This window comes from Chromobacterium sp. FG22, from assembly GCF_057809415.1.
Genome location: NZ_JBMDJX010000018.1, coordinates 51209 through 62911 on the forward strand (window position 1 = coordinate 51209; position 11703 = coordinate 62911).

The window sequence follows — 11703 nt, forward strand, 5'->3', positions numbered from 1 at the left end:
TGGTTTTCCGCCTGGGCGCGCGTACGCGCCGGCGCCCGAACGGCGGCGGAGGCCGGCCGGGCCCTGGCCCGGTGATCCGGGCTTCGTGTCTATTTCAGAAGCGAGGCGCGGCGGCGCTCAGCCGGGCGGCGGCGTTCCGCTCATGGTGACCAGCGCGTCGAACAGCCTTTGCTGGCCGCTGTCGCGCTCGGCGGAGAGCTCGGGGTGCCATTGCACCGCGATCAACTGGGGAAAGTCGGCGATTTCTATCGCCTCGATCACGCCGTCCGGCGCCCAGGCCACCGGCACCACGCCGTGGCCGGGGCGGTCTATCGCCTGGTGGTGCCAGGACTGGGTGAGGACTTCGGTGCCGATCAGGCCCGCCAGGCAGGAATCGGCGGCGACGCGCACCGGGTGCGGCGTCGGCACGCGCGGCGGCGCGCGATGGGGCACGGCCTCGCCCACCACGTCCGGCAGGTGCAGGTGCAGGCTGCCGCCCAGCACGGTGTTGAGGATTTGCAGGCCGCGGCAGATCGCCAGCGTCGGCAGCTTGCGCTGCAGCAGCGCGCGCGCCAGCGCGATTTCGGTGGCGTCGCGCTCCGGGCTGAGGTTGTAAATGGTCGGGTGGCCGTCGCGGTCGAAGCGGGCCGGGTCGATGTCGCCGCCGCCGATCAGCACCACGCCGTCCAGCTTGTCCAGCCAGCCGTCCACCATCTCCGGGCCCAGCGCCGGCAATTGCACCGGCGCGCCGCCGGCGCGCACCACCGCCGCCACGTATTCCAGCGGCGTGTGGTAGCCGTGCTCGGGCGTGGCCGGGTAGGTGGTCAGGCCGATCAGCGGGCGCCTCATCACAGCCTGCCTTGCTGCGCGGCGAGGAAGATCGCGCGGTAGTCGTCGGCGGACAGGGGCAAGGGGTTGCCGCCGTCGCTGGGGTCGGCCTTGGCCATGCGGCCGATGTCGGCGGCGGCGTCCGCGCCGATGCCGATCTCCGCCAGGGTGTGCGGAATGCCCAGGCCGGCGCGCAATTGCAGCACCCAGGCCAGGAAACCGTCGAAGCCGGCGTCGGCCAGGCCCAGGTAGCGGGCGGCGGCGCTCAGCCGTTCGGCTATCGCCGGCCGGTTGCGCACCAGCACATAGGGCAGCAGCACGGCGTTGGCCAGGCCGTGGTGGGTGTCGAACACCGCGCCGATGGGATGCGCCAGCGCGTGCACGCCGCCCAGGCCTTTCTGGAAGGCGGTGGCGCCCATGATGGAACAGGACAGCATCTGGGCGCGGGCTTCCAGATTGCTGCCGTCGGCGTGGGCCGCCGGCAGCCAGTCGTGCGCCAGCCGCATGCCTTCCAGCGCCACGCCCTGGGCGATGGGGTGATAGAACGGGGAGCAGAAGGCTTCCAGATTGTGCACCAGCGCGTCGACGCCGGTGGCGGCGGTCAGGGCCGGCGGCAGGCCGACGGTCAGTTCCGGGTCCGCCAGCACCAGCTTGGGCAGCATGGCCGGGTGGAAGATGATGACCTTGCGGTGCGCGGCTTCGTCGATGATCAAGGACGCTCGTCCCACCTCGGAGCCGGTGCCGGCGGTGGTGGGCACCGCCAGCGTGGGCGCGACGCCGGCGGGATCGACGCGCAGCCAGTTGTCGCCCACGTCCTCGAAGTCCCACAGCGGGCGTTTTTGTCCGGACATCAAAGCGATGGCCTTGCCTACGTCCAGTGCGCTGCCGCCGCCGACGGCGACCACCCCGTCGTGGCGGCCATCGCGGAAGGCGGCGACGCCGGCGTCGACGTCGCGGCCCACCGGATTGGGGCGCATATCGCTGAACAAGGCGGTCTCCAGGCCGGCGTCGCTCAGCAAGCTCCGCAGCCGGGCCAGCATCGGCAGCCGGGCCAGGCCGGGGTCGGTGACCAGCAGCGGGCGGCGCATGCCCAGTTCGCGGCACAGCGCCGGCAGTTCGGCGGCGCGGCCGGCGCCGAAGCGGATGCTGGTCGGATAGTTCCAGTTGCCTTGCAGTTGCATCGCCTTACCCCTTGAGATGGAAGGATTTGACCCGGGTCAGCTGCTGATAGCCCAGCGTGGACAAGGACACGCCGCGGCCGGTGTCCTTGACCCCGGTCCAGGCCAGCGCCGGGTCCAGGTAGTCGCAGCGGTTCATGAACACGGTGCCGGTCTCCAGTTGCTGGCCCAGGCGGACGGCGGCGTCGCGGTCCGCGGTCCAGATCGAGGCGGTCAGGCCGTAGGCGCTGTCGTTCATTAGCCGCAGCGCCTCCTCGTCGGAGTCCACGGCCATGATGCCGATGACCGGGCCGAAGCTCTCCTCGCGCATCACGCTCATGGCGTGGTCCACGTCCACCAGCACTTGCGGCGCCAGATAGGCGCTGCCCGGCGCGTCGGCGGCGAAATGGCCGGCCGGAATCAGCGCGCGCGCGCCGGCGGCCAGCGCCGCCTGGATCTGGCCGCGCACGAAGTCGGCGGCGCCGGCGCGCACCATGGGTCCCAGATTGGTGTCCGGGTCCAGCGGATGGCCGAAGCGATAGGTCCGGGTCAGCTCGACGAAGCCGTCGACGAAGTCGCGGTAGCGCTGGCGCTGCACATAGATGCGTTCGATGCCGCAGCAGGACTGGCCGGAATTGAAGAAAGCGCCGTCCACCAGGTTTTCTATCGCCGCCGGCAGGTCGGCGTCGGCGCGCACATAGGCCGGGTCCTTGCCGCCCAGTTCCAGGCCGACGCCGATGAAGCGCTCGGCGGCCGCCTTTTGCACCGCGCGGCCGCCGCTGACCGAGCCGGTGAAGGCGACGAAGTCGATCTCCGGCGCGGCCGTCAGTTTCAAGGTGGCGGCATGGTCCAGCTCCAGGGTCTGGAACACGCCGATGGGCAGGCTGGCGGCGGCGCAGGCCTGGCGGAACAGATCGGCGATCAGCGGGGTTTGCGAGGAGTGCTTGAGCAGTACGCAGTTGCCGGCGGCCAGCGCCGGCGCGATGGTGTTGATGGCGGTGAGGAAGGGGTAGTTCCACGGCGCCAGCACCAGCACCGTGCCCAGCGGTTCGCGGCGCAGCCAGCGCTCGAAGCCGGGCTTGGGCGCGGGGTGGAGGTCGGCCAGCGCCTCCTCGGCGATGTCCAGCATATGGCGCGCGCGCTCGGCCAGGCCGCCGATCTCGCCGGGGGACTGACGAATGGGCCGGCCTATCTGGCGGGTGACGGCGTCGGCGCAGTCGCTCTTGTGGGCGATCAGCCAGTCCACCGTCCGGCCGATCAAAGCCTTGCGTTCGGCCAGCGGGGTGGCGCGCCAGCCGGCCTGGGCGGCGCGGGCGGCGTCCAGCGCGGCCTGGGTCTGGACCGGGCTGGTGTAGCCGCGCTGCAGCAGGGTGGAACCGTCCAGCGGGGTGATGACGGAGTAGTTTTCGCTCATTTAGATGATCTCGAAGTAGCGTTTCAATTCCCAGTCGGTGACATGGCGCTGGAACTCGCGTTCCTCCCATTCGCGGGTGGCGGCGAAGTGATCGACGAAGTCGTCGCCGAACCAGTCGCGGGCGGCGGCGGAGCCGCGCAGCGCCTGAGCGGCCTCCCACAAGGTGCGGTGAAGTTTCAAATGGGGCGGCGCGTCCAGCAGATAGCCGTTGGCGCTGACCGGTTCTTCCGGCTCGATCCGGTGTTCGATGCCGTAGAGGCCGGCGGCCAGGCCGCTGGCCAGCGCCAGATAGGGGTTGCTGTCGGCGCCGGGCAGGCGGTATTCGACGCGTTGCGATTTGGCGCTGCCGGGAATCGCGCGGATGGCCACGGTGCGGTTGTCCACGCCCCATAGCGAGCTGGTGGGCGCCCAATAGCCGGGCACCAGCCGGCGGAAGCTGTTGACCGTGGGCGCGGCCAGGCTCATGAATTCCGGCATCAGCCGCTGGATGCCGCCGATGAAGTGGCGCATCGCGTCGCTGATCGCGTGTTCGCGGCCCGGCTGGTGGAAGGCGCTGTCGCCGCCGTCGCGGCGGCGCAGCGAGATATGGATGTGGCCGCCCTGGCCGGATTGCTCCTGGTGCCACTTGGCCATATAGCAGAGCATGCGGCCCTGTTTCTCCGCCAGCACCTTGGAGAAGGTCTTGAAACAGACGGCGTTGTCGGCGGCGCGCAAGGCGTTGTCCACGCACAGCGCGGCTTCCAGCGCGCCGGGTCCGGTTTCCTCGTGCAGGCCTTCGATCGGCATCTGCATCCGCTCGCACAGGTCCAGCAGCGCGCGGTAGAAGTCGGTGTTTACCGAGCTGCGCAGAATGGAGTAGCCGAAGGCGCCGCTGCCCAGCGGCTTGGGGTGTTGGTACAGCCGCTGCTGCAGCGCGTCGTTGTCTTCATCCACCGCCAGAAACTCGTATTCGAAGCCGGCCAGCACGTCGAAGCCCATGTCGCGCGCGCGCTCCAGCACCCGGCGCAGCAGGCCGCGCGGACAGAGGCTTTCCAGCCGGCCCACCACCTCGCCCTGGACGAAGATCATATCGCCTTCCAGCGGCAGGTCGCGGCAGGATTCGGGAATCAGCCTCACCTCGGCGTCGCCGTAGCCGCGGCCCCAACCGGTGAGCAGGGTGTTGTCGTACAACTTGTCGCCCACGTCCCAGCCGAACACCACGTCGCAGAAGCCGAAGCCGCCTTCCAGGGCGCACAGGAATTTGTCGCGCGACATGTATTTGCCGCACATCACCCCGTCCATGTCCACCAGGCCCACCTTGATCTGACTCAGGCGGCGTTCTTCGATCAAAACCTTCAAATCCGCGATTGTCTTTACGTCGCGTGCTTCCATCGCTGTCTCTCCCTGATTGCCGCGGTCTAACTTCCCCGATACCGGCCGAGCGTTCATCGTCTGGCTTGCAACTGTCTGTTTTGGCGGTGATTTATCGCTGCCTTGCGGGCTGCTTTTTTGTCGCCGCCATGTTGTTTGGGTAGTATTATTCGTTAAAAAAAAATGAATCAAGCCAAATTTGTAATAAATATTAGAATCAGGGCGGCAGTGTGGGCGCAATGACACAATGCCGTTTTTACACCGGCGCTGTTATGCTGCGCGGCACGAGGGCAGTCGTGCATCGCCAAAGGGGCAACAGAATGAGCCAAAGTCGCTCGATCGCGGAGCAAGTCCGCGCGCTGTTCGAAGCGCTGACCCCCACCGAACGCAAGGTGGGACGGGCGCTGCTGGCCAACTACCCGGTGGCCGGCCTGGAAACCATCGCGCAATGGGCGCAGCGCGCCGACGTCAGCGGCCCGACGGTGCTGCGCCTGATCGGCAAGCTGGGTTTCGACAATTACGCCGCCTTCCAGTCCGCGCTGCGCGCAGAACTGGAATTGCGTTTGCAATCGCCGCTGATGCGCCATGATCCGGGACAGTTGCAGGGCGATCATGATTTTCTGGCCAGCCACGCCGAGCGCATCGCCGAGCTGATGCGCCAGACCGCGGCCCAGGTGCCGCGCGCCGAGTTCGACGGCGCGGTGGACCTGCTGGGCGAGCGCAAGCACCGGATCTGGCTGCTGGGCGGGCGGTTGACCGATCCGCTGGCGGCCTATCTTTGCCACCATCTGAAAGTGGTGCGGCCGGACGTGGTGCATTTGCGCGGGGTGCCGGCAAGCTGGGCGGATTCGCTGGTGGACATGGGCCGGCCGGACGTGCTGGTGATCTTCGACATCCGCCGCTACTGGGACGACGCGCTGCGCATCGCGGAAATGGCGGCGCAGCGCAAGGCCAGCGTGCTGCTGTTCACGGATCAGTGGCTGTCGCCGGTGGCGCGCGTGGCGCGCTACACCTTGGCGGCGCACACCGCCGGACCGGCCGGCTGGGACAGCAACACGCCGCTGATGATGCTGGTGGACGCGGTGATCGCCGCCCTGAACGCGCGGCATTGGGACCGCATCAGCGGCCGGCTCAAGGAGGTGGAAGCGATGCGGGCGCGTTTGGGCGAAGGCGGCGAGGGCAACGAACGGGCGGCCGAGTGACAAGGGCGGAGCCAGCCTCTAAAATGTCGGCATCAAGCATTATTAGGAATATTTCATGCCGTCTTTCGATATCGTGTCCGAAGTGAACAAGGTGGAAGTGCGCAACGCCGTGGAGCAAGCCAATAAAGAGGTGTCCACCCGTTACGACTTCAAGGGCAGCGACGCCCGCATCGAAACCGGAGACAAGGAACTGACCTTGTACGCCGACGCCGAGTTTCAACTGGACCAGGTCAACGACATTCTGGTGAACAAGCTGTCCAAGCGCGGCGTGGACGTGCGCTGCATGGAGTACGGCAAGCTGGAAAAAGTCAGCGGCAACAAGGTGAAGAAAGTGCTGACGGTGAAAGAAGGCCTGGAATCCGATCTGGCCAAGAAAATCGTCAAACTGATCAAGGACGCCAAGCTCAAGGTGCAGGCCAGCATCCAGGGCGAAGCGGTGCGCGTGTCCGGCGCCAAGCGCGACGTGCTGCAGGAATGCATCGCGCTGATGCGCAAGGAAATCGCCGACGACAAGGAAAACGGCTTCCCGCTGCAGTTCAACAACTTCCGCGATTGAACGCCGCCGCGCGACATGAACACGCGCGAAATGAAAAAAGGAGCCGACAGGCTCCTTTTTTCATTGCCGTTCCGCTTTAACAGGCGGCGGCGCGGCGCAGCTGCAGCCGCTCCCATACCAGCCGCGCCTGTTCCTCCTCGGCGGCGCCGGTGGGCGGCAGCGGCAGCCGGCATTGGCCCACCGGCAGACCCTGCACCCGCAGCATGGCTTTCACCGACATCGAAAACACCGAAGCGTCGGTGTTGGAGAAGGCGAAGGATTCCTGCAAGCCGGCGTTGACGCGCCGCGCCTGCGCCGTGTCGCCCTGTTCGAAGGCGGCGATCATGCGGGCGAACTCCGGCCCGGTCCAGTGCGTGGAGGTGCCGACCACGCCCACTGCGCCCACCGCCAGCAAGGGCAGGGTCAGCGCGTCGTCGCCGGAGTAGAGCGAGAAGTGCTCGCCGGCGGCGGCCAGCAGCGCGGCCGCCGCGGCCGGGTCGCCGGTGGCGTCCTTGAAGGCGACGATATTGTCCACCTCGCGGAACAGCCGCAGCAGCACGTCGGCGGCGATGCGGCGGCCGGTGCGGCCCGGCACGTCGTAGACCATCAGCGGCAGCCGGGTGGCCGCGGCCACCGCGCGGAAATGGGCTTCGATGCCGGCTTGCGGCGGGCGGTTGTAATAGGGGCCGACCACGAAGACGCCGGCGGCGCCCAGGCCGGCGGCCTCGCGCGTCAGCGCGATCGCGTGTTCGGTGTGGCTGCTGCCGGTGCCGGCCAGCACCGGGATGGTCACCGCCTCGCTGACCGCGCGCACCAGATCGCGGCGTTCCTCGTCGCTCAGCGTCGGCGCCTCGCCGGTGGTGGCCGCCACCACCAGGCCGTCGCTGCCGTTGGCCGCCAGATGTCTGGCCAGTTGCCGCGCCGCGTCCAGATTCAGCCGGCCGGCTTCGTCGAAGGGCGTGACCATGGCGGTCAGCACCTTGCCCCAATGTTCTGTCATTTTGCTTCCTTTGTTCTTCTTGGCCGCCTTGGCGGCGGCTGCGGCCGATTCTACTCCTTATTGCGACGCCTTTCCCGCGGTTTCAGCCCAGGCAGGCCTTGAGCGCCGCTTCCAATTCCGGGCGCAGGGCCGCGAGATCCGCGGTCGGCCCTTGGGTCAGCAAGGCCTGCGAAATGCTTCCGTAGCAAAGACAGTGAGCCATGCGCGCGGCGGCGTCCAGCCGCGGCGGCGGCTCGGCGGCGGCGGCCAATGCGGCGCGCCAGATGTCCACGTATTGCTGGTAGTGGCGGCGGTAGGCGTCCATCGGGGAGACCCGGCGCTCCAGCAGGAACAGCGCGTTCCAGGCCGGCGCCTGGCGTTGGATCGTGTCCAGTTGCAAGGCCAGCAGCGCGGCGGCGATATCGCGACGATCCGCGCCTCGGCGGGCGGCGGCGCATTGGCGCAGCGCGCCGGCCAGCGCGTGCACATGCTGATGGATGCACAGCGCGGCCAGGCCGTCCATATTGCGCACGTACTGATAAAAGGTGCCGACCGCCACGCCGGCGACGGCGGCCACCTCGCGCACCGTGGTTTTGGCGTAGCCGCGCGTGAGCAAAACCTGAACAAAGGCCTGTTGCAGCGCGATCAGGCTGGCGCGCGAACGCGACTGGCGCGGACGCCGGCGCGTGGCCGGCGCGGCCTGTTCGGCTTGCTGCGCCGCGGTGGGGGAAACCCGAACATGTCGCATCGCCGCTTTCCTTATACTTTCGTCATGGCCGCGAACGCGGCGCGAGGAGACGGAACGATGATCTGGCAAACCCATGAAGTGAGCAACCAGTACGAAGAACTGGCGGATTACTCGCTGTACGACAGCGACCCGGCTTTGCGCGAGGCGCTGCGGCGCGCCGACGCGGGCTGGGCCGAGGCCGGGCTCAGCGCCTACGGCGAGCGCCTGGGGCGGGCGGACAGCTTCGAACTGGCCGAGCAAGCCAACCGCCATGCGCCGGAGTTGCGGGCTTTCGACCGCCGCGGCCGTCGCGTCGAGCAGGTGGATTCCCACCCGGCCTGGCACCAGTTCTTGGCGCTGTATCGTGAGCAGGGTCTGGTGAGCCTGCCTTTCGACAGTCAGCGGCCGGGCCGCTGGACCGCTGCGATGGCCGGCCTCTATCTGCATGGCCAGGTGGAGGCCGGCAGCTTGTGCCCGGCGACGATGACCCAGGCCGCCATTCCCTTGCTGCGGCGCGAGCCGGCGCTGTGGGCGCAGCTGGGCGACAAGCTGTTCAGCCGCGTTCACGACAGCCGCGATCTGCCGCTGGAACGCAAGACGTCGGCCTGGATAGGCATGGGCATGACCGAGAAGCAGGGCGGCTCCGACGTGCGCGCCAACACCACCCAGGCGACGCCCTTGGGCGCCGGGGGCCGCGGCGGAGAATACCTGCTGCGCGGCCATAAGTGGTTCTGGTCGGCGCCGATGTGCGACGCCCATCTGGTGGTGGCCAAAACCGCCGACGGCGCGCCGTGCTGCTTCTATCTGCCGCGCTGGCGGCCGGACGGCGAGCGCAACGCGGTGCGGATCCAGCGCCTGAAGGACAAGGTGGGCAATCGCAGCAACGCCGGTTGCGAGGTGGAGTTCCAGGACGCCTGGGGCGTGCTGATCGGCGAGGAGGGCCGCGGCATTCCCACCATCATCGAAATGGCCGGCTACACCCGGCTCAACTGCGTGATCGGCAGCGCCGCGCTGCTGCGCCAGGGCGCGGTGCAGGCGCTGGCCTACGCGCGGCGGCGCATGGCCTTCGGCAAGCGGCTGGCCGAGCAGCCGCTGATGCGCGCGGTGTTGGCGGACCTGGCGCTGGAAAGCGAGGCGGCGCTGCAATTGGCGGCGCGCTTGTCCGAGGCCTTTGAACGAGAGGACGCGCCGGCGCAGCGGGGTTGGAAGCGCATCGTCACGCCGGCGGCCAAGTTCTGGGTGTGCAAGCGCGCGGTGGAGCTCAGCGGCGAGGCGATGGAAGTGTTCGGCGGCAACGGCTATGTCGACGGACCGATGGCGCGCCTGTATCGCGAAGCGCCGTTGAATTCGATCTGGGAGGGCTCCGGCAATGTGATGTGCCTGGATCTGATCCGCGCGCTGCAGCGCGAGCCCGAAGCCTGGCAGGCGCTGCTGGAGGATTTGGCCGGCCTGTCCGGCGGCGAGCCGGCGCTGGTGGCGGCGCTGGCGCAATTGCGCCAGATGGCCGCCAGGCCGGCCGAGCTTGAGCCTTTGGGGCGGCGTTTCGCCCAATTGCTGGCGCTGACCGCGCAAGCCTGCCTGTTGGCGCGCCATACGCCGTCGGCTTCGGCCCAGGGTTTCATCGCCAGCCGCTTGGACGACGGGCAATGGGGGCGGGTGGCCGGCGCGCTGAACGGAAGCTGGCTGGATATCGAGGCTATCCTGCAGCGCGCCTTGCCGGTCTGAGTCGGACTCAGAGCGCGTCGCCCGGCACCCGCACCCAACCCTCCATCAACACCCGCGCGCTGCGGCTCATCACCGCCTTGGTCACCGTCCAGGCGCCGTTTTCCTGACGGGCTTCGGCGCCGACGCGCAAGGTGCCGGACGGATGGCCGAAGCGCACCATCCGGCGCTTGCCGCCGCCGGCGGCCAGGTTGACCAGGGTGCCGGGGATGGCCGCGGCGGTGCCTATGGCCACCGCGGCGGTGCCCATCATCGCGTGATGCAGTTTGCCCATGGACATGGCCCGCGCCAGGAGGTCGATGTCGGCGGCGCGCACCGGCTTGCCGCTGGAGGCGGTGTAGTCGGCCGGCGGCGCGATGAAGGCGATTTTGGGCGTGTGCTGGCGGCTGGCGATTTCTCCCAGCGTTTCAATCAGACCCATCTTCAGCGCGCCGTGGGCCCGGATGGCCTCGAAGCGCGCCAGCGCCGCCGGGTCGGCGTTGATCGCGTCCTGCGACTCGGCGCCGCTGTAGCCGATGTCGGCGGCCTTGACGAAGATGGTGGGGATGCCAGCGTTGATCAGCGTGGCCGGGAAGACGCCGACGCCGGGGACTTCCAGCGTGTCCACCAACTGGCCGGTGGGGAACATCGCGCCGCCGTCGCCATCGCCCTCATCGGCTGGGTCCAGGAACTCCAGCGCGATCTCGGCGGCGGGGAAGGTGACGCCGTCCAGCTCGAAATCACCGGTTTCCTGCACCTGGCCTGCGGTGATGGGCACATGGGCGATGATGGTCTTGCCGATATTGGCCTGCCAGATGCGCACGCTGCACACGCCGTTGGCGGGAATGCGCGCCGGATCGATCAGGCCGCCGGCGATGGCGAAGGGGCCGACCGCGGCGGACAGATTGCCGCAGTTGCCGCTCCAGTCGACGAAGGCTTTGTCTATGCCGACCTGGCCGAACAGATAATCGACGTCGTGGCCCGGGCGCGGGGAGGGGGACACGATCACGGTTTTGCTGGTGCTGGAGCTGGCCCCGCCCATGCCGTCTATCTGCTTGCCGTAAGGGTCCGGGCTGCCGATCACGCGCAGCAGCAGCGCGTCGCGCGCCGCGCCCGGCCGGCGCGCGGCCTCCGGCAAGTCCTGCAAACGGAAGAACACGCCCTTGCTGGTACCGCCGCGCATATAGGTGGCGGGGATGCGGATCTGGGCAGACTGAGTCATATGCTGTTTTTCCTGTGCTTGCGGCGGTTCCGTGGTCGGGACGCCGCTGTGTTCATTGTGTCCGGGCGTTTAGCGCTTGCCAGATCGCTTCTAGGACCGCGTCCTGATTGTGCAGAATATCGTTGTTCCAGAAGCGCATGACTCTGAAGCCCTGCGCCTGCAGCCAAGCGTCGCGAGCGGCGTCGCCGCGGCTTTCATGATGCTGGCCGCCGTCCGCCTCTATGATTAGCCGCGAGCCGAAGTGGACGAAATCGACGATGTAGGGGCCGATCGGCTGTTGGCGGCGGAATTTCTCGCCGTTCAGCCGGTGGGCGCGGAGCTGCTTCCAGAGTCGCTGTTCGGCATCGGTCATATTGCGCCGTAAGGACTTGGCGAAATCGAGCTGGCGCATACCCCTCTCCCCAACCCCTCTCCCGCAGGGGGAGAGGGGCTTGCTGAGTCGTTAATACTCTGCCGCTATTTCTGCCGCAACTAAGCTGTCATCTCAGCTGCAGGCGGCAAAGCGATTTCGTGGCGTTTTTTCTCTCCTGCAAGAGAGGATTGAAGTGTTTGCGCCTTACATTAAACGGCGACATCCCTACAAATACCGATAGTAAAACCGTCTTGTGG

At 68.0% G+C, this 11703-nt stretch carries 11 protein-coding genes; 3 read left to right on the top strand and 8 right to left on the bottom strand.

The features are described 5' to 3' along the window. Positions 1-117: 117 nt before the first annotated feature. The 4 genes from ACODSD_RS17035 to ACODSD_RS17050 are packed head-to-tail and all read right to left on the bottom strand — an operon-like array spanning position 118 to position 4716. Entirely contained in the window at positions 118-828 is a 711-nt protein-coding gene (locus ACODSD_RS17035; protein WP_107799420.1) for a gamma-glutamyl-gamma-aminobutyrate hydrolase family protein, read from the bottom strand. Next, the gene (locus ACODSD_RS17040; RefSeq protein WP_488877896.1) at positions 828-1988 is read right to left on the bottom strand and encodes an iron-containing alcohol dehydrogenase; all 1161 of its coding nucleotides are present in this window, start codon (positions 1986-1988) and stop codon (positions 828-830) included. Before ACODSD_RS17040 ends, ACODSD_RS17035 begins: the two co-directional genes overlap by 1 nt. A 4-nt stretch (positions 1989-1992) precedes the next feature. Next, positions 1993-3378, bottom strand: coding sequence for an aldehyde dehydrogenase family protein (locus ACODSD_RS17045; protein WP_488877897.1), 1386 nt, complete (start codon positions 3376-3378; stop codon positions 1993-1995). Next, positions 3379-4716, bottom strand: a complete 1338-nt coding sequence (locus tag ACODSD_RS17050; RefSeq protein ID WP_486637037.1) for a glutamine synthetase family protein — start codon at positions 4714-4716, stop codon at positions 3379-3381. Between the two features lie 332 nt (positions 4717-5048). On the opposite strand from ACODSD_RS17050, the gene ACODSD_RS17055 reads away from it, so the two are divergent. Next, on the top strand, positions 5049-5930 hold the full coding sequence (locus ACODSD_RS17055; RefSeq protein ID WP_235088962.1) for a MurR/RpiR family transcriptional regulator: 882 nt from the start codon (positions 5049-5051) through the stop codon (positions 5928-5930). A gap of 55 nt (positions 5931-5985) precedes the next feature. After that, complete coding sequence (locus tag ACODSD_RS17060) at positions 5986-6486, top strand: YajQ family cyclic di-GMP-binding protein (RefSeq protein ID WP_019099884.1); 501 nt, start codon at positions 5986-5988, stop codon at positions 6484-6486. A gap of 76 nt (positions 6487-6562) precedes the next feature. Here the strand turns inward: ACODSD_RS17060 and dapA are convergent, their stop codons facing one another. Together dapA and ACODSD_RS17070 are read right to left on the bottom strand one after the other, a co-directional pair. Then, positions 6563-7465, bottom strand: a complete 903-nt coding sequence (dapA, locus tag ACODSD_RS17065) for a 4-hydroxy-tetrahydrodipicolinate synthase (RefSeq protein ID WP_227107962.1) — start codon at positions 7463-7465, stop codon at positions 6563-6565. An 82-nt stretch (positions 7466-7547) separates the two neighbouring features. Continuing rightward, positions 7548-8192 (bottom strand): TetR family transcriptional regulator, encoded by a 645-nt coding sequence (locus tag ACODSD_RS17070; protein WP_107799414.1) that lies wholly within the window; start codon positions 8190-8192, stop codon positions 7548-7550. A gap of 57 nt (positions 8193-8249) precedes the next feature. Between ACODSD_RS17070 and ACODSD_RS17075 the strand changes: the two genes are divergently transcribed. After that, positions 8250-9896 (top strand): acyl-CoA dehydrogenase family protein, encoded by a 1647-nt coding sequence (locus tag ACODSD_RS17075; protein ID WP_488877898.1) that lies wholly within the window; start codon positions 8250-8252, stop codon positions 9894-9896. Positions 9897-9903: 7 nt separating this feature from the next. On the opposite strand, the gene prpF is transcribed toward ACODSD_RS17075, so the two are convergent. Both prpF and ACODSD_RS17085 read right to left on the bottom strand, forming a co-directional pair. Further along, a complete protein-coding gene (prpF, locus tag ACODSD_RS17080; RefSeq protein ID WP_488877899.1) occupies positions 9904-11094 on the bottom strand; it encodes a 2-methylaconitate cis-trans isomerase PrpF in 1191 nt (396 codons plus the stop codon). Positions 11095-11146: 52 nt separating this feature from the next. After that, on the bottom strand, positions 11147-11485 hold the full coding sequence (locus ACODSD_RS17085; RefSeq protein ID WP_474456356.1) for an endonuclease domain-containing protein: 339 nt from the start codon (positions 11483-11485) through the stop codon (positions 11147-11149). Positions 11486-11703 lie beyond the last annotated feature (218 nt).